The organism is Thermotoga maritima MSB8, assembly GCF_000008545.1.
GTDB lineage: Bacteria > Thermotogota > Thermotogae > Thermotogales > Thermotogaceae > Thermotoga > Thermotoga maritima.
Genome location: NC_000853.1, coordinates 668,389 through 688,783 on the forward strand (window position 1 = coordinate 668,389; position 20,395 = coordinate 688,783).

Annotated in this window: 25 protein-coding genes; 11 read left to right on the forward strand and 14 right to left on the reverse strand. The window is 48.3% G+C overall.

The window, feature by feature from the left end; genetic code table 11:
- Nucleotides 1-15: 15 nt before the first annotated feature.
- The 5 genes from TM_RS03250 to TM_RS09620 all read right to left on the reverse strand — a co-directional run bounded on the left by TM_RS03250 (nt 16) and on the right by TM_RS09620 (nt 1,491).
- On the reverse strand, nt 16-426 hold the full coding sequence (locus tag TM_RS03250; RefSeq protein ID WP_004081166.1) for a glycoside hydrolase family 73 protein: 411 nt from the start codon (nt 424-426) through the stop codon (nt 16-18).
- 40 nt (nt 427-466) lie between these two features.
- On the reverse strand, nt 467-829 hold the full coding sequence (locus tag TM_RS03255) for a sigma factor (RefSeq protein WP_004081164.1): 363 nt from the start codon (nt 827-829) through the stop codon (nt 467-469).
- The gene (locus TM_RS03260; protein ID WP_004081162.1) at nt 822-1,055 is read right to left on the reverse strand and encodes a hypothetical protein; all 234 of its coding nucleotides are present in this window, start codon (nt 1,053-1,055) and stop codon (nt 822-824) included. The genes TM_RS03255 and TM_RS03260 overlap by 8 nt, the downstream gene beginning before the upstream one ends.
- An 18-nt stretch (nt 1,056-1,073) precedes the next feature.
- Complete coding sequence (locus TM_RS03265; RefSeq protein WP_004081161.1) at nt 1,074-1,283, reverse strand: DUF2922 domain-containing protein; 210 nt, start codon at nt 1,281-1,283, stop codon at nt 1,074-1,076.
- Between the two features lie 82 nt (nt 1,284-1,365).
- A complete protein-coding gene (locus TM_RS09620) occupies nt 1,366-1,491 on the reverse strand; it encodes a DUF1659 domain-containing protein (RefSeq protein ID WP_010865171.1) in 126 nt (41 codons plus the stop codon).
- Nucleotides 1,492-1,693: 202 nt separating this feature from the next.
- Between TM_RS09620 and TM_RS03275 the strand changes: the two genes are divergently transcribed.
- The 6 genes from TM_RS03275 to TM_RS03295 are packed head-to-tail and all read left to right on the forward strand — an operon-like array spanning nt 1,694 to nt 9,338.
- Entirely contained in the window at nt 1,694-4,672 is a 2,979-nt protein-coding gene (locus TM_RS03275; RefSeq protein WP_004081159.1) for an SLBB domain-containing protein, read from the forward strand.
- Between the two features lies 1 nt (nt 4,673).
- Nucleotides 4,674-5,876, forward strand: coding sequence for a hypothetical protein (locus tag TM_RS03280; protein WP_004081158.1), 1,203 nt, complete (start codon nt 4,674-4,676; stop codon nt 5,874-5,876).
- Between the two features lie 13 nt (nt 5,877-5,889).
- Entirely contained in the window at nt 5,890-6,495 is a 606-nt protein-coding gene (locus TM_RS03285; protein ID WP_004081157.1) for an HAD family hydrolase, read from the forward strand.
- 4 nt (nt 6,496-6,499) lie between these two features.
- Nucleotides 6,500-7,123, forward strand: a complete 624-nt coding sequence (locus TM_RS09625; RefSeq protein ID WP_244261694.1) for a hypothetical protein — start codon at nt 6,500-6,502, stop codon at nt 7,121-7,123.
- Complete coding sequence (locus tag TM_RS09630) at nt 7,120-7,917, forward strand: hypothetical protein (RefSeq protein WP_010865173.1); 798 nt, start codon at nt 7,120-7,122, stop codon at nt 7,915-7,917. Before TM_RS09625 ends, TM_RS09630 begins: the two co-directional genes overlap by 4 nt.
- 14 nt (nt 7,918-7,931) lie before the next feature.
- A complete protein-coding gene (locus TM_RS03295; protein WP_004081155.1) occupies nt 7,932-9,338 on the forward strand; it encodes a clostripain-related cysteine peptidase in 1,407 nt (468 codons plus the stop codon).
- A gap of 7 nt (nt 9,339-9,345) precedes the next feature.
- Here TM_RS03295 and TM_RS03300 read toward each other — a convergent pair whose 3' ends face one another.
- Both TM_RS03300 and nadE read right to left on the reverse strand, forming a co-directional pair.
- The gene (locus TM_RS03300; RefSeq protein WP_004081154.1) at nt 9,346-11,268 is read right to left on the reverse strand and encodes an exopolysaccharide transport family protein; all 1,923 of its coding nucleotides are present in this window, start codon (nt 11,266-11,268) and stop codon (nt 9,346-9,348) included.
- Between the two features lie 27 nt (nt 11,269-11,295).
- Nucleotides 11,296-12,141 (reverse strand): NAD(+) synthase, encoded by an 846-nt coding sequence (gene nadE, locus TM_RS03305; RefSeq protein ID WP_004081153.1) that lies wholly within the window; start codon nt 12,139-12,141, stop codon nt 11,296-11,298.
- Between the two features lie 59 nt (nt 12,142-12,200).
- On the opposite strand from nadE, the gene TM_RS03310 reads away from it, so the two are divergent.
- From TM_RS03310 to TM_RS03325, 4 genes are read left to right on the forward strand one after another with little or no spacing between them, the layout of a single operon-like run.
- Complete coding sequence (locus tag TM_RS03310; protein WP_004081152.1) at nt 12,201-12,731, forward strand: Holliday junction resolvase-like protein; 531 nt, start codon at nt 12,201-12,203, stop codon at nt 12,729-12,731.
- A gap of 4 nt (nt 12,732-12,735) precedes the next feature.
- Nucleotides 12,736-13,218 (forward strand): 2-C-methyl-D-erythritol 2,4-cyclodiphosphate synthase, encoded by a 483-nt coding sequence (ispF, locus tag TM_RS03315; protein ID WP_004081151.1) that lies wholly within the window; start codon nt 12,736-12,738, stop codon nt 13,216-13,218.
- Nucleotides 13,200-13,598: a nucleotidyltransferase family protein gene (locus TM_RS03320; RefSeq protein ID WP_004081150.1), complete on the forward strand. Its 399-nt coding sequence runs from the start codon at nt 13,200-13,202 to the stop codon at nt 13,596-13,598. Before ispF ends, TM_RS03320 begins: the two co-directional genes overlap by 19 nt.
- Nucleotides 13,555-14,043, forward strand: a complete 489-nt coding sequence (locus TM_RS03325; protein ID WP_004081148.1) for a hypothetical protein — start codon at nt 13,555-13,557, stop codon at nt 14,041-14,043. The genes TM_RS03320 and TM_RS03325 overlap by 44 nt, the downstream gene beginning before the upstream one ends.
- A gap of 1 nt (nt 14,044) precedes the next feature.
- Here TM_RS03325 and TM_RS03330 read toward each other — a convergent pair whose 3' ends face one another.
- The 7 genes from TM_RS03330 to TM_RS03360 all read right to left on the reverse strand — a co-directional run bounded on the left by TM_RS03330 (nt 14,045) and on the right by TM_RS03360 (nt 19,592).
- A complete protein-coding gene (locus tag TM_RS03330; RefSeq protein WP_004081146.1) occupies nt 14,045-14,779 on the reverse strand; it encodes a hypothetical protein in 735 nt (244 codons plus the stop codon).
- Nucleotides 14,739-15,545: a Cof-type HAD-IIB family hydrolase gene (locus TM_RS03335; protein WP_004081144.1), complete on the reverse strand. Its 807-nt coding sequence runs from the start codon at nt 15,543-15,545 to the stop codon at nt 14,739-14,741. Before TM_RS03335 ends, TM_RS03330 begins: the two co-directional genes overlap by 41 nt.
- Entirely contained in the window at nt 15,523-16,383 is an 861-nt protein-coding gene (locus TM_RS03340) for a phospholipase D-like domain-containing protein (protein WP_004081143.1), read from the reverse strand. Before TM_RS03340 ends, TM_RS03335 begins: the two co-directional genes overlap by 23 nt.
- The gene (gene miaB / locus TM_RS03345) at nt 16,346-17,677 is read right to left on the reverse strand and encodes a tRNA (N6-isopentenyl adenosine(37)-C2)-methylthiotransferase MiaB (RefSeq protein ID WP_004081141.1); all 1,332 of its coding nucleotides are present in this window, start codon (nt 17,675-17,677) and stop codon (nt 16,346-16,348) included. The genes TM_RS03340 and miaB overlap by 38 nt, the downstream gene beginning before the upstream one ends.
- A gap of 72 nt (nt 17,678-17,749) precedes the next feature.
- Entirely contained in the window at nt 17,750-18,631 is an 882-nt protein-coding gene (gene speE / locus TM_RS03350) for a polyamine aminopropyltransferase (protein WP_004081139.1), read from the reverse strand.
- A 13-nt stretch (nt 18,632-18,644) separates the two neighbouring features.
- Nucleotides 18,645-19,037, reverse strand: a complete 393-nt coding sequence (gene speD, locus TM_RS03355; RefSeq protein ID WP_004081137.1) for an adenosylmethionine decarboxylase — start codon at nt 19,035-19,037, stop codon at nt 18,645-18,647.
- Between the two features lie 24 nt (nt 19,038-19,061).
- Nucleotides 19,062-19,592, reverse strand: a complete 531-nt coding sequence (locus TM_RS03360; RefSeq protein ID WP_010865177.1) for a cupin domain-containing protein — start codon at nt 19,590-19,592, stop codon at nt 19,062-19,064.
- 281 nt (nt 19,593-19,873) lie between these two features.
- On the opposite strand from TM_RS03360, the gene TM_RS03365 reads away from it, so the two are divergent.
- Nucleotides 19,874-20,386 carry a rubrerythrin family protein gene (locus TM_RS03365; RefSeq protein WP_004081119.1) on the forward strand — a complete coding sequence of 171 codons (513 nt, stop codon included), beginning with the start codon at nt 19,874-19,876 and terminating at the stop codon, nt 20,384-20,386.
- The last annotated feature ends 9 nt before the right edge of the window (nt 20,387-20,395 follow it).

Here is a 20,395-nt window from a genome sequence, read left to right on the forward strand (position 1 = left end):
CCCCTTAATTAAAAGTTATTCAACACAATTGTAAACATCAAGGCACTTTTCCGCGTACATTGGATCTGTTGCGTACCCATATCTTTGAAGAAGCCTGAAGTATTTCTCTGGCTCTTTTCTACACTCCCAGGCTCTATTATAACACTCTTTTATCAGAATCAGGTATGCGATCATACTGTTTTCTGGACTGACAAAGGATTGAAACGTGTCGATCGTCTTCACACCGTCGAATTCTTTCGTTTCTGCTCTAACACCACCTTCGAGCCAGGAGAGTTTCTTTATGCCGAAGAGGTTGTTTCCCACCGTGTGTCTTCCCCAGCCAGTTTCGAGGGCGGACTGGGCAAGAAGGATCTTTCCGTCTATTCCCGTGAGTCTTTCAAGGAGGAAGGCGCTTTCGCTGAACCTTTCGAGGAACCTTTCCTTCATGATATCACCTCCAGAAAGAAAGCGGGGGAGACCCCCGCCTTCAGAGATTTTCTTCTTCGAAGTCCATCAGTTCGCAGCGTGATTTGTACTCTGTTTTCAGAATGTCGAACGGAGCGTCGCTGCATCCCGGGAGAGGGATCCCCTGAATGAGGTCGATCACTTTTCTGTTTATGGTGGATTTCAAATGAGCGGAGAAGCTTCCTTTGTCCTTGTTCCATGTTTTACGAGCATAGCAGAAGATAGAGCATATCGCCTGGTAGAGATCTTCGAAGGAAGAAATCTTTTCCCTGAACTTTTCGAAAAAGAATCCTGCTTTCTTTCTTATCTCGTTCTGGTATCTTTCGTAGAGTTCATCGATGGTGAGTTCTTCGTCTTTCAGTTTCTTCGTATTTCTCTTAGGCATTGTTCCACACCCGATCGTTGAAGAAGTCCACCACGAAGTCTATGGCGTAGTCCAGGATGTGATCTAAGATATCGTAGTCGAAGGGAAGGTCGATTCCGAAGCTGTCGAAGAGACCGAAGACGATCTCTTTCACTTCCTCCTTCTTGGACTCACCGTCCCCCGGTCTTTCGACCAGGGAGACGGCGAGCGGGAGGACGTCCTTGAGAAATGGAAGTATTGTCATCATACAGACGCCCTCCCTTCGTCAGTGAATTAGATCAAAGAATTCGTTTGAGTTCGTTTCGACTATCACTGCTCTGTCGATCGCGTAGCCTTCCAGAACTTTTGAGTCCAGAAGCGTCTGCATGGCTGTCTGAACCTGATCCGCTGTGAGTCCGTCAGCTGGGCTGTTGACTATTATTCTTCTTCTCTTCCCTTCTGCCTCATTGTAAAAATCCATGTACAGTCTCTTCATACCACTTCACCTCCTCATATGGTTTCGTACGTGACGAGCTGAGCGGAAACGTAAGTGTAGCTCGAGAGAGAGTCGAGGGTGTTCACCGCGTTCGCAAGATCCTGTCTGTCGCATTTGGACTGACGGAGATGGTCTGTCTCCTCGTTACGGGGTTTCCGTTTTCGTCCACTTCACCTGTTGCCCACACGATCCTGAGGGCCTTTTCCATGATAACACCTCCTGTGAATTTTTTGTGGACTGCGCAGCCCCTCCAATAAATAAGTCCTGACAGGGATGTTAAATCACATATAAAATTTTGTATATTCAACATATTAGTGAATAAAAATCGCTAAGCGAATTATTTCTGGTTCGGTCTTTTTTCAGACGTAAGGTATAATTTTCAACAGAAAAGACGAAGAGGAGGGTTCGAGATGAAAAGAGCGCTGATCTTTCTGTTTCTTCTGATTGCGGTGTTTTCTCTGTCCTACACCATAAGAAAGGGAGACGTTTTGAGGATCGAAGTGGTGGGATACCCAGATCTGACGAGAAGTTGCGCAGTGGACATAGAAGGTGCGATCACGTTTCCGTACGTGGGACGTGTGAAGGTGGAAGGCCTCAGCGTGGATCAGGTGACAGATCTCCTCAAAGAGAGGCTCTCCAGGAGTTTTTCTGAACCTGAGGTGATCGTGTCTCTTCAGCAGATTGCTCCAAGGAACGTCTACGTCTCCGGTGTTGTGAACAGAGTGGTGAACATGGGAATAGAAGATCTCAGCGTTTCCGAGCTTCTCTCTCTTCTTTCTGTGGATCTTTCCTCCGTTGATCTTTCGAAGGTGAAGGTTTTGAGAGATGGGAAGGTTTTTGAACTGGATCTCTCCTCGCTTCTCTGGGGTGAAGCTCCCGAGAAAGACGTGATGCTCCAGGAGAACGATCAGGTGATACTCCCGGAAAAGAGCTACACGGAGTTCGTGAAGATCGTTGGAGCTGTGTCAAAACCAGGTATTTACCCCTACAGAAGGGAGATGACCTTGCTCGACGCTGTAGCGGCAGCGGGCGGTACCACGCAGGAGAGTTCAGGAAAGATAATCGTCCTTTCGAAAGACGAGACGGTTGAAGTATCGGAGAAAGATATCTATCAAAAGAACCTCCTTTTGAAACCAGGAGACACGGTCCACGTTCAAAAGATCGACGAGAGGTTCGCCTACGTTGTGGGAGCGGTGGCAAGACCGGGAATGTACACCTTCTCCAGAGAAGAGTCTCTCACGCTCAAAAATCTCATCGCAAAAGCCGGCGGAGTCTCCGTCGATAAAAGGTTCATCGAGAAGGCCCTCATCACAAGAGGTGGAGAAACTCTCGAGTACGACCCGGACGTTCTGGACGAAAACGTTGAGATAGAAGTCGGCGACGTGGTCGAGATAAAGAAGTTCGAAAAGACAGAAGTCTATGTTTCCGGATACGTTTCAAGGCCCGGGGTTTACGAGATCTCCCCAAAAGAGAACGTGACCCTGGAAAAGCTCCTCTCCATGGCAGGAGGCATAAAGGGTACTCTGGAAGAGGTCGACAGCATCGTCGTGACAAGAGATGGCAGTGTGATCACACTCTCACCGAACAATCTGGATTTTTCTGTGAAGCCAGGAGACGTGGTGAACGTGAAAGAGTTCGTCCCGAAGAAGGCCTACGTACTGGGATACGTGAGAAATCCGGGGCTTTACACCTTCGGAAAGAACGAGGCGTTCACCCTGAGAAACCTCATCGCAAAGGCGGGGGGCTTCGTTGACGAAGGCCAGGTCGTGTCCGTGAAGGTGGCAGGAAAGGAGTACTCCCCGGACGAGATCGTAAAGGAAGACATCTTGCTCGAAGATGGTGTGTTCGTCTACGTGGAGAGGTATACGGACAGGTTCGTCTACATGGTGGGAGACAACGTCTCAAGGAATGGAAAGATGAGTTTCGAGAAGGAAGAACCCTTCACACTTTCGACCGCTCTTAAAAAGTACGGGATCGAGGACTTCTCTTTGATAAAGAGCCTTTCGCTTTTGAGGAATGGCAGAGAGATGACTTTCGATCCGGAAAAGATCCTCACAGAAGACGTTCCCCTCGAAAAGGGTGACACGATCCTTGTGAGAACGGTTCAGACAAAGAGGGTCTACTTCACAGGGGACGTGTACGGCTACGTTGACTTTGCAAAGGACGAGGATATCACACTGGAAAAGGCGCTCGCAAGGTTTGGAAAGGTTCAGAGAAAGTACATCGCAGGTTTGAAGGTGATCATGGATGGAAGGGTTCAGAAGTTCGATGAACTTGTGGATGTTCCGCTTGAAGACGGTGCGGTTGTTGAACTGAATCTGAAGGAGTCGATCAGGGTCTACGTGGACGGCTTTGTGAGAGCACCCCAGATGGTCGTGTTCGAGCCGGACGAAACTCCCGTGCTCGACAGGGCGATCGTGAAGGCAGGAGGTTACAGAGAAGACACACTCTTTGAGGCAGGAAACATAACTGTTCTGCGAGACGGCCACGAGATCACCGTTCCAAAAGAGCAGACAAGTTCCTTTGAACTCGAGGATGGAGATCTTGTCTTTGTGAAGTACAGAGAAAAAACCCACGTGTACGTCTTCGGTGAAGGGATCACGAACACACTCGTGACCTTCGAGGACGAAGAGACTCCCACTCTGAGGAGCGTTCTTGGAAAGGTCGGTGGTGTGAAGAGCACGGGCTCTGAGAGGATAGTCGTTGTGAAACCGGACGGCGAAAAAGAAGAGGTGGACTACGAAGAGGTGATAAAAACAGGTGGCCCCGTTCTTGAAAGCGGCAGTGTGGTCTTCGTGCCCCTTGAGACGGAGAACTTTGCCTACGTGGTCGGAGAGGTGGCACGTCCAGGAGCGTACGAGTTGAAAGGAGACGTGACGCTTCTCAAACTCATCGCACAGGCAGGTGGCCTGAGCAACTGGGCACTGAGAACGAAGGTGATCTTGAGAAGAGGAGAGAAAGAGTTCACCTACGACTTCACCAGCATCGAAGAGGTCCAGAACGTGAAGGTGGAGCCAGGAGATGTGGTGTACGTGCCACCCGTTGAGACGAACTACGTGTACGTTCTTGGAAACGTGAAAAACCCCGGCATTGTGAAGGTGGACAGGTATTCCACCGTGTTCGATGTGGTGATGAGGGCAGGAGGCTTCACAGAGAAAGCGGCAGCAAGCAGGATCTTCCTCTTCAGGGGAGGGCCGCAGGGAGAGGTGACCGTCTGTGATCTTTCTGGAGTTTTGTCTGGAAAAGGTGGTGGAGTGAACCTGAACGTTTCGCCGGGTGATGTGGTCTTCGTTCCGGACAACCCGCTCATACAGGTGACAGAGGCACTCTCCATCGTGAACACCATATTCAGCACTATAAGAAACGTCAAAGACGTGATGGGGTGGTAATATGAAAAGGAACCTTTTCCTTCTGATCCTCCTTCCGGCGCTTGTCTTTGCCGGAGGGAGCGTTTCTTTTGATCTTTCGTACGAGGGCTCTTTCAGGTGGACAGGGGAGCTGGACTGGACTCTGCCACTTTTCAGGGACTGGGCCTTCAGTTTCGAGGTCGGTGTGGGAAAGGGATACGGAATCGTTCACACCGGAATCATCGACGAACTCAAAAAGTTCGTGGAGTTCTACTACTTTCCAGAAGCGTTCGTTTCCGGAAAGATCGGTCCCTTCGAGTTGAAGGCGGGCATACTGAACGAAGAAAGAGGCCCCGGAATTGACAAACTCTTTCTGGACGACAACTCCCGCTTTTACGGATTTCCCGGTGTTTCTTTGAAGTACAGACAGGACAACTGGCACGTGGAATCTCTCTGGCTCAACATAAACGAGGAAAAGAGTTTCAACTACAGAACGGTTGTGTTTGATTTTGGTCTCTTGAAGATCGCCTACGAGGACGCCGTGGTCTATCTGAACGAGGTGTTCAATCCGTATTACTTCTTCGTTCCACTTCCACCGATCGCCATCCAGGAGATCTGGCTGTCTCAGGAGGGAGCACCCTGGAAAGATGAGAGCAAAAACGCAAACGCCCTCATGGGAGGATGGATCGAGTTCAACTTCGGTGCGGGAAGAGTCTATTTTGAAGCCCTGATAGACGACATGAGCCTGAACAGGCTTCTTGGAACAGGAAGTTATCTGAATCCGGACAAGGTCGCACTCCTTCTTGGAGGAGAGTACAGAACTGGTGCGTGGAAGATCTACGGGGAGGTGTCCGGTGCGAGCGCGTACACCTTTGAGAGAACACAGGAGAATCTTCCGTACGAGTACACCTATTTTGACACGGGAAAGATCGAAGAGAGGATGATCGGATACAAATACGGCGAGAACTCCTTCTCTTTGAAACTCGGTGTGAGAAGGTTCTCTGGATGGTGCACGCTCGATCTGATGTACCACTACCTCGTCTACGGAGACAGAACACCGGAGACGCCCTGGCATGGAAAGGAGATGCCACCCGACACCAAGTGGCTCATAGGAGACCTCACAAAAGAGCACACGCTGAAGGTTTCTGCAGAAAGCGATTTTGGAGAGTACGGTGGAAAGGTGGAGGTCTGGTGGAGCAGTCTTGAGGGGATTGGAGCTGGGGTTTTTTTGAGTTTCAAGATGTAGCAGGAGGGGTGAAATGATACGAAACATCGTCTTCGATCTTGGAGGAGTTCTGATCGACTGGAGGCCTTGCGAATACCTGGTGGAGTCCTTTCCAGAGGACGTGGCAAAGGTTCTGGAGAGGGAGATCTTCAAGCACGAAGACTGGAAGAAAATGGACAGGGGAACTCTTCCAGAGAACGATCTCTGGGAAAAGAAAAAGAAAGAACTTTCAGAGTACAGAGAGTACGTTGAAAAACTGGAAAGGGAGGTCCCGAAACTCTTAAAACCCATAGAGGAGAACGTGAAGTTGCTTTCTATTTTGAAGGAAAAGAACTTCAAACTGTACGTTCTTTCGAACTACGGGAAGATCTATTTCGAGATGGTGAGAAGAAGATATCGATTTTTTGACTTTTTCGATGGGATGGTGATCTCATCGCACGTTGGTTTCATAAAGCCAGAGAAAGAGATCTATCTTGAGTTGATCAGAAAGTATAAGATCACACCGAAGGAGAGTCTTTTCATAGACGACATGGAGGAGAACGTAAAAGCAGCAGAAGAACTTGGCTTCAACACGATACACCTTCCAGAGCCTTCCAGGTTGAAGGAACTCCTGTTTGAAACTCTCAAGATCGGCAGGTGAGAAGATGAGGTGGCCTGTTTTTCTCTTCGTGATGCTTTCCTGCGTTCTTTTTTCTGAGCCCCTCGTCACACAGATGAGTCCACAGTTCGTGTATGAGAGTCTTGAGAGCAAAGAAGCGCTTCCCGGTGTTCTTCCTGTGCCGTCCGGTGAGAAGGGAAATGGAATCTCTTTTCGTGTTTCACCGTTTTTCTACTCTGGAAACTTCGAAGGAAAGACGAAAACGGGCTGGTTTGTTCTGTCGGATCCACCCTGGGAAAACTTCTATCTGTACGAGAACACCCCACCGCTTTTCAGTGTCATTCTGGAAGGAAACGTGGGGGATCTTTCTTTCTACACGGAAATTCCCTTCAACAACAACTACAACTACTTCTACAAGGAGTCTTTAAACAACATTCCACCTTTGTGGAAGGAGATAGCAAGTCCCGACTCGAACTTTCCTTACACTGCTTACGGTGTCTATGATGGAGACTCCTTCTACGCTGTCATCGGAAGGTCGAAGATCAGATGGGGAAGTTCTGAGTTTCCGGTTGCGATATCGGACGTGAGTCCTATTTCAATCACTTCACGTTTTCTACAAAAGGAAAGATCCAGTACACGTTCCATCTTGTATCGATCAACCCGGTTTTGACAGAAGATGAGTGGGAAAAGCAGAGTTCTTTTGTCCCAGTCAACGCGGATCCTCTTTCTCCTTACACGGAAAAGGTGAAAACACTTGCGGCGCACAGACTGGACTTTCATATCAGAGAGAATCTGAGACTCGGTGTGGGAGAACTCACGATGATCGGTGGGAAATACCCGGATCTTTTCGCTGTGAGTCCCTTTTCGATCTGGCACAACAACTACAACGAGGGTTACACGAATTCAATGGCATCTTTCGACTTTTCCTGGGTCCCAAAAAAAGGCTTTGAAGTTCACGGAGAGTTCGTTCTCGACGATCTTGTGGGAACAACAGAGAATGAGTCAAAACCCACCGCTTATGCGTTCAACGTGGGTGTGAGAAGAGCGCTTTCCACCGGATCTTTGAAAGGCGTGCTCGGTGTGGAGTACGCTCTGGCTACAAAATTCGTCTACAACACGTTCCTTCCCTACTTGAAGTTCAACAACAGGATCGTCTATCTCACAAATCTCCCATCTTCCAGAACGATCGTTGACTATCCTGTAGGTTTTGCCTTCGGGCCGGACGCAAAACTTTTGAACGTATCTTTTGATCTTTTCAAAGAGAACGTCAGTCTTGAAACGGATTTCTTCTACCTTGTGAAGGGGCCGAACACACTCTATACGGAATATCCGACGGCGGAGGAAGGGGAAACGAAAACCATTTTCGGGGCGAGTTTGAGGGGGAAAATCGGGCACGTGAGTTTTTCTCTTCTTTTTTCAGGTAGTGAGTTTCTGGCTGGTCTTGGGATCGAATTTGGCTTTTGAGGAGGAAGAGAAGTTTGAGATGGTTTCTTTTGATTGTGGTTTCTGCTCTTTTTCTTTCTGGATGTATGCCGGAGATCTACACACACGCGTCCACACCTTCCACAATAATCGCGGATAATGAAACCCACATCGCTGGGAGATACGCTTTTGTGGACGTTCAGGTGCTCGACGAGTACGGTCTTCCCGTCTCAGGTGAGGATGTTTCTTTCTATGTGGATGGTGCCTTCCTTGGAGAAGCAACCACCGACACAAGCGGTGTAGCAAGAATAGGTTTTTTCTCTCCATCGGAGAAAACTTACACATTCACAGCGGTGGCAGGTGGTGTGAGCAGGTCTTTTGATGTTAGTTTCACAAAACCGAAGTGGCTTTTCATCGTGTGGATGGCAGCAGACAACAATCTTTATTACTACTCCGAGGATGACCTTTCCGAGATGAGAAACGCCAGTGGAAGTGTTTCTGTGGTTGTTGTCTACGACGGGATAGGGATCGGCGATGGAATGCTGGTGCTCGATGAGAGTGGAAACTTTCAGGCTGTTGTCGGAACGATGGGGATAGACTTCAACAGTGGATCGTACACAAATCTGGAAGCCTGGCTTGAGATGATTCTCAATCAATTCGATGCCGACCATTACGCCCTTGTGATCTGGGATCACGGGAGTGCGTGGATCGGTGACTCATACTACATCTCAACGAAGGTGATCGGATACGATGACTTTCAAGGAACAGCCATCGCTGTTTCGAACCTGAGGAAAGCACTTGAAAACGCTCTTTCTGGAGACAAACTCGACATCCTCGGGTTTGACGCGTGTCTCATGGGATCTCTTGAGGTGATATACGAACTCAGAAACACAGCAGATTATATCGTGGCATCAAGTTTCAACGAGCCAGCTGAAGGATGGGATTATTCCTTTCTTGGTGAGATAGCACCAGATAGCACCCCACTAGACGTGGCAAGGATGATAGTTGACAGTTACAGAGAGTACTATTCCTCTGATACTTATCAGAACGAACTGAGCCTTGCGGTGTACGACACCTCGCAGGTGGAGGTGTTTGTTTCTGATTTAAACTTGTTCATCAGTGATCTGAAAGCAGATCTGAGCAAGGTCGATGCGGTTTATTCTGATGTGGTGAAGAGTTATATTGACGATTACAATCAGACAGTTCTTGTTGATCTTGGGGATTTCATAGATAGATGGGTGTCATCGTCAAGGATCACTACTGCTCCAGATTTGAGCTCTGTTGTCGTTTATTCCTACGGTGAGATAGCCGGCAAGACACTCTCTTTTCCCATCAGTATCTTCATGCCAGAAAGCATGTCGTGTTATCAGGACTATCAGACAGACTATCAGACACTTTCCTTTCCGTATGACACTCAGTGGGACGAGTTTCTGGAATACTGGTTAAACCAAAAAGGCGGCTGAGCCGCCTTCATTCCACATACGTTGAATTTTTCTTCGTCAGGCCGTTCAGGATGAAACCGTCGATTTTTTTCAAAGTGTGGAGTGTTTTCAGGTCTTCGGAGAGGGTGTGTTCCAGTCGGATCACGATGTAGACGGTGTCGCTCTTTTCTGCAATTGGGAGAAAGTCGGGTGTCCTCTTCAGGGATGGAGCGTCAACGATGATTTTGTCGTAGCGCTCTTTCAGTTCTTCGAGAACGTCGGGATTTTTCAGAAGGTCGAAAACGTCTTTTCTGTCGAAAGTGCCTTCCACTTTTTCTTCTGTAAGGAGTAATACCTTTTCTTTTTTTGAGAGCAGTTTTGCCATGTGTTTTGCGAGTGTGCTCACTCCCGCTCCGTCTTCGAGTGCGGTGATGAAGGTAACCTTTCCTGATTTCACGGCGGGGATTCCAAGGGCTTTTTCCATCACCTCTTCGTTCTGTGTTAGTGGAACTCTTGCGACGATCTTTTCCAGGCCAAGAAGATACTCTGCTTCACTTTCAGACTTGATCCTTCTGTCTGAGAACTCGGCAAAGAAAACAGCGAGGATTCCAAGGAATATCCCCAGAACACCTCCAATTGCGAGCGTGAGTTTTTTGTTGGGTTTGGATGGTTCAAGAGGTGGCACCGCCCAGTCTATGACGTTCGCGTTGGCGGTGATGGCGGCTTCGGAGATGAGAGACTCGTACTTTGCCTGAAGCAGTGTGGTGTAGATCGTTTCTTTCACCTTGTAGTCTCTTTCGAGTTCTATCAGTTTCTGTTCGAGTTCGGGAAGTTTTGAAAGTTCTTTTTCCATGTCCTCGTAGAGTTTCTTGAAGGCTTCGTACTGAGACTGATACAGGATTTTCTCCGACTCTGCCTTTATGAGACTGCTGAGTGCTTCTTCGTAGACGGGGTTGCCTGTTTTTTTCACCTGGGAGGTGAGAAGTCTTTTGAGCTCTATTTCGAGCTGTTTCTGTGTCTCCTGGAGTTCAGCTTTTTTCTGCACCACAGCCGGGTTTGTCTCTGTGTAACGTTCCATGAGACCAGCAAGCTCTATCTGAATGTTGATCATATTGCTTTTGAGTTGAGAAATGATAGGATCGAAGGTGATGCTGTCTTTGATCTGCTCGATTTCGATGTCGAGATCTTTGAGTTCTTTCGAGAAGAACTCAGACTGTTTCTGTGTTGCTTCCATGGCGATTCTGGCTTCTTCCATCTTTTGAAGAAGAGAAGCGTACCTGTCTATCAGAACCTGTGTCTGTGCTTCAACAGAATAAATTCTGTTCTGCTCTTTGAAGACCTTGAGTTTGCTTTCTGCTTCTTTGAGTTCTTGCTCCACCTTCGGGATTTGCTCTTCGAGAAAGTCCATCTTCGCTCCAAGCTGGCTCTTTGCGATGTTTTCACTGATCTTCGTGTAGTTTTCAACGATTTTGTTTGCTATTTCTGCTGCAAGTTTGGGTTCGTGCCAGGTAACCTTGACTTCCAGTATGCTCGAGTTTTTCACCGGCTCTACCGTTATGAGTTTTTCCACCATGTAACTGTAGAGAGAGAGTTTCAGATCGTCTTCTGTGAGGCCGTTTTTCTTTGCCTTCTCTATGTCTTTTTCGTCGAGGAGTTTGTGAACAAGATCGAGTTCGTCGATCACGGCTATGATGTTTCGTCTTGAGAGCATGATCTGTATCTCGTCTTCCTGACTTCCACCACCGCCCAGGAGGCTGGAGAGTCCTCCAAGCAGTCCTTCAATGGAAAGTCCTAGTCTCATACCCTTCTGTGTCGAGACTTTCACCCTCGCGTAAGCTTCGTACTGGGGTGTCGCAAGGAAAAGATAGATCCCTGTTGCAAAGACTGTCAGAACAAGAACAAGCCAGAAGAGCTTTGACCTTCTTTTGAACATCAAAAGAATGTCAGAGAGTGTGAGTTCTCTTTCTTCCACGTTTTTCCCTCCCTGGTGTGTTCTGTATCATATTCTATCAAAAGTGATGGGAATGTCTCTTCTGTACTTTTCTGAAAGTTCCAGAATCTTCTTCACCCTCTCGACTTTTTTCGGGTCCTCGTCTGAGAGGTCTTCGTTTTTTTCGAGTTTCATCAGAATGCGGTCGAGTTCCAAGTAACTCATGTTGAACGCCATCTCGTCTGTGATGCCGGGAATGAGATCGGGAGAAGGGGGTTTTTTCAGGATCTTTTCTGGAACGTTCATCTCTTTTGCGAGTTCGAAGACCTGTGTCTTGTACAGGTGCATGATGGGTTCTATGTCGACTGCCTCGTCACCCCACTTCACATAAAGGCCCGTCAGATACTCCGTTCTGTTCGTTGTTCCCACGACGGCGTATCCTCTCTTTTCTGCCTCGAAGTAGAGAAGGCACATTCTGATTCTGTGCTTTATCCTGTAGTACGCAAGACCTTTCAGGAACTCTTCAGGGCCGGTGTTTCTGAGATCGTCCAGGAAAGGGTCTTTCGAGAGTGTGTTCCACCTGTTCAGGACGTACCTTTTCACGATCGAGTCTGGAAGGAAAAGTCTTGGGGGAAAGAGTCTGTAGACACCTATCTTTCTCAGAATGGGTGTGATCGATCTTTTTCTGTACTCAACACCCAGTCTCTCACAGAAATCCACGGCATCCTTCAATGAATCTTTCGAGGAGTCCCTTTCAGGAAGGATGAGCGCAAAGACCCTGTCTTTTCCCAGTGCCTGAACACACAGCGAGAGAACGACGGCGGAATCCACCCCACCGCTCACACCAACGACCGCTCCTCTGTAGTTGTATTCTTCTATCTTTTCTTTTATGAAACTGATGAGACTTTCTTTCATTGTGGTCACCCTCTGGGATTTTAACATGTAGAATATGTGAATAGAGGAGGGGGATTTACATGACGGTTTTGATCATCGTAATTCTCATCATCGTTGTTTTTATCCTGACAAGAAACCTTCTGAAAATGTCACGCGAGATCCAGGAACTCAGGGGAAAAATTGAGAGCAATGCTATGAAAATGTTTGAAGAGTGGAAGAAGAGCGAGTGGGAACTCCAGAGAAGAGTTCTTGAGGCAAATTTGAAAAGAGAATACGAAGTGAAATTTCAGGAGTGGAAGATGGAAGAGGAGAAAAGGATCAGAGAGGATGCCATCAACAAAAGCAAAAGTGTGATAATGGGTCAGGTTACAGAGCACCTGATACCTTTCTTCCCAGAATTCAGATACAATCCAAAAGATGCAAGATTTATAGGAACTCCAGTGGATTTTGTGGTCTTCGATGGTTTGAGTGAAGGAAACTTGAGAAGAATAGTGTTTGTTGAGGTCAAGACGGGAAAAACGGGAAATCTGAACACCAGAGAAAGACAGGTAAGGGACGTGGTGGAAAAAAGAGAGGTTTACTGGGAGAAACTGCACTATCGTGGAGAGTGATCCCATGTTCATCGGCTTTGGATACGACAGACATCCGCTCGTTGAGGGAAGAAGGCTGGTCCTTGCCGGGGTGGAGATAGACGCACCCCTTGGAAGTCTTGGACATTCCGACGGAGATGTTCTCTCACATGCGATCATAGATGCCCTTCTGGGGGCAGGGTGTCTTGGCGACATAGGAACGTGGTTTCCGGAGACGAAGGAGTACAAGGACGCAAACAGTCTGGACCTTTTGAAAGAAACGGTGAAGATACTGGAGGAGAGAGGATTCAGTGTGGTCAACGTGGACGCAACGGTTGTGGCCTCCATCGTGAAACTCTCCCCCTACAGAGAAAAGATCGTGGAAAACCTCAAAAGTGCACTTGAAACATCCCGTGTGAACGTGAAGTTCAAGAGCGGAAACACGCTGGGGTTTGAGGGAGAAGAAAGGGGAATCTCCGCATATGCGGTGTGTCTTGTGGAGGAGAAAGGATGTACGAAGAGTACATAAGGGCCTGGGTAGAGAGAAAAAAGAAGGAAGAAGAAAAGATGAAGTTGCTGGCTCATAAGGCTCTTGAAGAGGCAAGGAAGGTCACCGGTGTACTGAGAGAAAAGTACGGTGCAAAAAGGGTGGTTCTTTTTGGCTCTCTTGCGAAGTACTTAAGAGGGGCAGGAGAGTTCACTGAGCGATCCGATATCGATCTTGCGGTGGAAGGCCTTCCGAAAGAGGAGTACTTCAGGGTGCTCTCTGAAATCAACAGGCTCTCTGAGTTCGAGGTAGATCTGATCGATCTTGAAGGATGTCCTGCGTTCCTCAGAAGCCTGATCGAGAGGGAGGGAATGGAGATTGAAGAGGGAACAGATTCTCTCACTGATAGCGGAGATAGATGACCTTTTAAACGCTCTCAATATGGTCGTGAAAGAGATAGAAGAGAAAAAGAGGGAATTTTCGGATAAAGAACCAGATCAGTTCATCTTGAGAGCACTCGGTAGCCTTCTTCATGATTTCTACACGATCATAGAAGATATTTTTGAACTGATATCTTCGGAGATGAACGGGGTGAGGCTGGACAGCTTTGATTGGCATAAGAGACTGCTGAACAAAATGACGCTCGAGATACCGGGGCTTCGCCCTGCCGTGATTTCAAAAAGGCTCAAAGAAATGCTGGACGAATATCTGAGATTCAGACATGTTTTCAGAAACGTGTACGGTTATCTTCTGCAATGGGAGAGGATGAAGCCTCTTCTGGAAAAAGCAGGCGCTGTTTACGAGCGCTTCGAAGAGGAAATAGAAAGATTCAAAGACTTTCTGAGAGAACTTGCTGAAAAAATGTGAGTTAGGGCACTCTTCCTGTGGGATTTCTCTTTCCGTTCAACACAGCCTGTGCGATCTTCAAAAGCCACTCTTCATCCGAGAAGACAAGCACCCCGCCACCCCACGGATCGTTCACGCTGATTTTCTTTGTATCCTTATCCAGAAGGACTACGGAGCTTTCCAGAACTTCCCTTCTGAGATCTTCGTAGTCTATCTCCTTTCCATAGGCCCAGGAGAATCTTACTGGCCTTCCCACGAGCACGTTTCCCTTCGTGTCCATAACGAACGTTGTGGTGTAGCCGAGTTTTTTCAGGTACTCGTACTTTTCCATATCTTCCACCATCACAGGGTAGGTGGCCTTTCTCGTGATGAGAGCGGTGACAACCTGATCATTGACGGGGCCTGTTGCGTTGAAGACAGGAACGACACCGGCGATGGAGAGCCCCTCTGCAAGGAGAGAGAGAACCTGTGCGGTGATGTATGGGGAGGAGGAAACTTTCAGGAGGGGATCAGGGTCTGTTCTTCTCAGAACGTCGAAACTGCCAAATACGTAGTAAGAGACTCCCCTTTCTTTCAGGATCTTTCCCACAGCGATCCCCACATCCCTTGAGAGGTTCAGGTTTCCAGAACTTCCAAGACATAGAAGGGAAACATCCTTCAGTATGCTCTGAAGGGGAACGCTCACCGCCACAGAAGTACTGGTGCTCTCCGGTATCTCACTCATCAAGACAATCTGTGGAAATGCGCTCAAGAACATAAGACACACCAGAATCGTTGTTAGTGAGCGTGACAATATCCGATGCCTCCTTCACCTTCTCTATGGCGTTTTCCATTGCAACACGAAGGCCTGCCTCTTCGAACATGAACAGGTCGTTCTCGTTGTCACCGAAGACGACGATCTCTTCCTTTTTCCAGTTCATCCTCTCTCTCAAAAACCTCAGGGCCTTTCCCTTGTCCACGTTCTTCGGAACGATTTCAAGGTAAGTAGGGAAGGACTTGAAGACCTTCACCACATCTTTGAACCTTTCAGAGAGAATCTCTTTCAACTCGTCGAGTCTTTCCGGGGTATCGATGAGAAGAAGTTTCGTCGTTCCCATCTTTGAGACGAGTTCAGAAAGGTTCGGTTCAACGCGGTAGTCCACGTTCGAGTGTCTTGCGTAGCTTTTTATCTCTTCGTTGTCCTTTTCGGAGTAGAGCACATCGTCAATGTAAGCCTGCCAGTGAACGTTGAGCGGTTTTATGTATTCTATGATGTCTTTTGCTACCTCAGGCGGGATCTTCTCGTTCAGGATCACGCCTTCTTCTGGAAGGTACACTATCGCACCGTTGTAAGCGATCGTTGGAAAGGTTCTTTTGAAGTACTTCTTTTCCACGTTCAGTGTGGAAACGAGCATTCTTCCGCTTGCAAAGACAACATAGCACTTTCTGGAAAGTTTCTCTATGTTTCTTCTGTCCTTTTCTGATATCTCCAGGTTGTCGTTGAGAAGTGTTCCGTCCAGGTCAAAAACGAACACCCTGTACAAAGTATCCCCTCCAGATCCTGTTGAACTCTTCCTCGAAAGATTCTACGTACTCTCTGTTACTCGTTTCGAACATCACTTCCACATTTCTGTGAAACCCGCTCTCTGTGAAGTTGGCAGAACCCGTGATCAGGATCTTCCCATCAATGACCAGAAACTTATGATGCATGAGGGGCTCTTTCACCTCGAGAACGTGGAAGGTTTCAAGGGGAAGTTCTCTGAGCCTTGAAGACTCGAACCACTCGTCCGTGATGATGTAGATCTCCACTCCACGGGAGGAGAGGAACTTCAGTGTGGCGAAGACGTCTTCGTCTGTGAAGGCGTAGCTGCAGAGGAGAACGTATCTTTTTGCCTTCCACAGGGCATCGAGAACGATCTTTTCCCCGTCAGCGATCGGTATGAGAAAGAACGTTCCCTCCTCTGTTTCGAGTCTGGCCTGCGGCCTTTTCCCGAAGACGAGCCAGTCGTATATTCTCTCAAAGAAAGTCGCTATCTCTTTTGAGTGGAACACGATGAGGTTGTTCAGATGTTCTTCGAGACTGGGCCTGTTGAAGTTCGCAGAGCCGAAGATCACCGTTTTGTGGTCGAGAACGATGAACTTCGAGTGAAGAAGCCCATCTGAGATGTGAACGAAGGCACCTTCTACGGGAACTTCTGTGGCCATGCTGCACTCTTTCAGGCCAAGATAATCAGGGTCGATCGAGTAGGCGACCACCGTCACATCGCTTGCAGACTCCAGGTGTGAGATGACAAGGGAAGAAAGATCGTCCACCGTGCTGAAGTAGACCTGTGAAAGAAGAACTTCACTCAGAAGAAGAAACGGGAGAAGGAGTCTTTTCAACCCAGACCACCTTTCCGTAGAGGGGCCCTGCAGTGATCTTTTCCACTTTCACGTCCGCAAAGCGCCCTATCATCCAATCTTCACCTTCGAAGGCGATGATCTTGTTCCTGATGTCGCGGCCGTAGAAGAGGCCGTTCTTTGCCTGCGCTTCGACGATGATACGCACCGTCTTTCCTCTGTATCGCTCGTTGAGTTTTCTGTTGATCCTCTTCTGGAGGTTCATGAGAAACTGCATACGTCTCACCTTTTCTTCGTAGGGCACGTCGTCTTTGTAGTACTTCCAGGCTACAGTTCCCTCACGTGGAGAGTAAATGGCAAGGTTCAGACGCTCGAACTGTGCCTTCTCTACAAGGTCCACCGTCTCCATGAAGTCCTCTTCCGTTTCTGTGGGAAAGCCCACGATGATGTCACTGCTTATTGCAACCTCTGGCACCTTCGATCTGATCTTCTCGAGGAGGGCAAGGTACTCTTCCTTCGTGTACCTTCTGTTCATGAGTTTCAAAATTCTGTTGCTTCCGGACTGAACGGGAAGGTGAACGGACTTTGCCACTTTCGGGTTTTTTGCTATCACCTCTATGAGTTCATCGGAAAAGTCCGTTGGATAGGAGGTGAGAAACCAGATTCGCTCTATTCCCTCGATCTTCGAGGCTTCCTCGAGGAGTTTTGCAAGAGAGGAGCCATCCTTCAGGTCCTTTCCGTAGGCGTCCACGTTCTGGCCGAGGAAGGTAACCTCACGGTAGCCCTGCTCTGCGAGTTTTTTCACCTCTTCCAGGATGTCCGCCATCGGTCTGCTTCTTTCCCTGCCCCGTGTGTAGGGAACGATGCAATAGGTACAGAACCTGTCACAGCCGTGGATGATCGTGACCCATGCGTGGTGCCTGCTCGTTCTTATCCTTGGGAGTTCGTGTGTGTACTCGTCCAGGTGGTCTTCAAAGAGCGCCACCTTTTCTCCTTCGAGTGCTTTTTTGACGGCCTCTGTCACCCTCGGAACGGCACGGGTTCCAAGAACAAAGTCCGCTCCTTTTTCGAGGAACTTTTCTCTTTCCTTTTCTGCGACACATCCTGCGACGCCAACGACGATCTTCTTTTTCTTCTTCAGTTTCAGGACCTGTCCCAGTTCGCTGTAGGCTTTCTCCTCGGACTTTCTCCTCACCGCACAGGTGTTTATGATGACCACATCCGCCTCCTCAGGGCTCGAGGCGGGGGTGAAGCCCTCTTTTACAAGAAGACCTGCCATCGCTTCCGAGTCGTTCTCGTTCATCTGACAGCCGAAGGTCTTTATGTAAAATCTCATGTTCGACCTCCCAGTTTGCTCAGACTAATTAGATTATACCAGAAAGGAAAAACCCCGCCGAAGCGGGGCTGTTCACATCAGTCCGAGTTCTTTCTTCACGAAATTCGGGAGGGCAAAGGAGGCAACGTGGACTTCTTCGTTGTAGTACTTCAGTTCTTTGTTGAACTTTCTCACCTTTTCCGGGTCGAAGTCTTTTATCGGGTCTATTCCCTTGGAGGCGAAAGTGTAGGACCACATGCCGGAGGGATAGGTGGTCATGAAACCAAGGTAAACCCTTGTAATCGGAAAGACCTTGCTGATCCTCCTGTAGGCGAGTTTGAACCATCCGATGTCGTAGAACGGATCCTCCGTTTCTGCAGAGAAGACTCCGTCTTCCTTCAATGCGTCGTAGCAGGCCTGGTAGAACTCCTCGGTGAAGAGGTGCCCGCCCTGACCCGCCGTCGGGTCCGTGGAGTCTATGATGATGACGTCGAACTCGTTTTTGAACTTCCTCACGTATTCGGCACCGTTTGCTATCACGATCTCCGCTCTGGGATCGTCGAAACCACAGGAGGTCTGTTTCAGATATTTCCTCGCCGCTTCTATGACGAGGCCATCGACCTCGCAGAGAATGGCTTTTTCTACGCTATCGTGCTTGAGGACTTCTCTGAGCGTTCCCCCATCTCCACCACCGATGATGAGCACCTTCTTCGGATTGGGATGAAGGAACATGGGAACGTGTGCGAGCATCTCGTGGTACATGAACTCGTCTTTCTCTGTTGTCATTGTGATTCCATCGAGTGCGAAGACCACACCGAGATCGGGGTTTTCGAAGATGTCGATCCTCTGTATATCGCTCTGTCCTGAATAAATCACGCGGTTCATCTTCATGAAAAGACCCACGTTGTTTCCCGTGTAGTACTCGAAGTACCAGAGGTGCTGTCTTGGCTGAAGTTCCCTTTCCAGTTCCTTCAACGTTCTCACCTCCTCAGACGGCGGCCTTGTGCGGCGAGTCCTCCGGGATTCCTATCTCGTCGTACCTGCCTCTTTCATGCTCCACCACGTGAACTCTCTTTGCCTTCAGCGCTTTTTTCAGATGTTCGAAGGCTTTCCAGGGATCGACATCCTCTCCGCAGGTGAAGAGATCGATAGCAGCGTACCCGTACTCTGGCCAGGTGTGAATGGTTAGGTGGGATTCAGATATCACCACCACACCACTCACCCCATAGGGGAGGAACCTGTGAAACGTTGACGTGACTATTGTTGCTCCACTTTCATAGGCTGCCTGCTTCATCTCCTGTTCTATCAGCTGCACGTTGTCAAGAACCTCTCTGTCACATTCGTAGAATTCCGCCACCAGGTGCCTTCCCAGACTCTTCATGTTAATCCCTCCCCTCTGAAATTTTTAGTCAATCATGATCCAAAGTAACACCGCCTTTTTCTTTCCCGGATTCTTCACGTAATGCTTTTTGTCTGCTTTGTAGTAGAAACAGTCTCCTTCTTTCAATCTGTAGCGTTTGCCGTCGAGGTAAAGATCTATCCTTCCCTGAATCACAAAGCCGAACTCTGAACCTTCATGGTACGATTCTTCCTCCGTCTGTGCGCCGGGTTCCAGTGTCACGAGAATCGGATCGATCTCTTTGTCTTCCACACCGCTCATCAGAATCTCACTCTTCACACCCTCTGGCTCGTCGTAGACCGGAACCCTCTCTTCCTTTTTGAACACAATCCTCTCTTCTTCCACGTCGGAGAAAAAGTGCTTCAAATCTGTACCCAGTGCTTCTAAGATCCTTTCAAGAGTATCTATGGATGGAGACGTCTTGTCCGATTCGAGCTGTGAAATGAAGCTTCTTGAAAGATCTGTGCGCTCTGCGAGTTCTTCTTGTGTGAGTCCTCTTGAGAGCCTTAATTTCCTGAGTTTTTCTCCGATCCTCACAAAGTTCCCAACCCCTTTGTCCACTATAGTTGACAAACTTGTTCAGTATCACAGACATTATTATACCCACCCCCCTTTCGTTGTCAAGGTTAATTTTGTGTTACTTAAGTTACATTAAGGTAACTTATCTTGGAGGAATGATCTAAAAGCAGATCGCAATCTTTTCTCGATTCAATTAGAACAGCCTCATCGTTTAATGTAACTATTCAAAATCATTACAGTTTATAATTATGTGGTAAAATAAATCCAGGAAATACCATGGAAATAGGGAGGTGCAGGGTATGAGAGAGATGACGAAGAAGTTCCTTGAGGACGCTTTCGCAGGGGAGAGCATGGCGCACATGAAGTATCTGATCTTCGCGGATGAAGCAGAGCAGAGGGGACTGAAGAAACTCGCGAATCTCTTCAGGGCGATCGCGTACGCGGAGTACGTCCACGCGAGGAACCACTACAGAGAACTCGGAAAGATCTACAAAGAGATGGCCGAAAACGTCCAGCAGTGCATCGACGGTGAAACCTTCGAAATCGATGAGATGTACCCGGTTTACAACACCGTCGCACAGTTCCAGGAAGAAAAAGGAGCGGAAAGAAGCACCAAGTTCGCCTGGGAAGCCGAAAAGATCCACGCGGAGATGTACAAAAAGGCCAAAGAACTCGTGGAAAAGGGAGAAGACTACACAGCGGAGAAGATCTACATCTGTCCCGTCTGTGGTCACACCGTTGAAGGAGAGCCACCAGAGAAGTGTCCGGTTTGCGGAGCACCGAAGAGCGCTTACAGGGAATTTTCAATTTAAAGGAGGGAT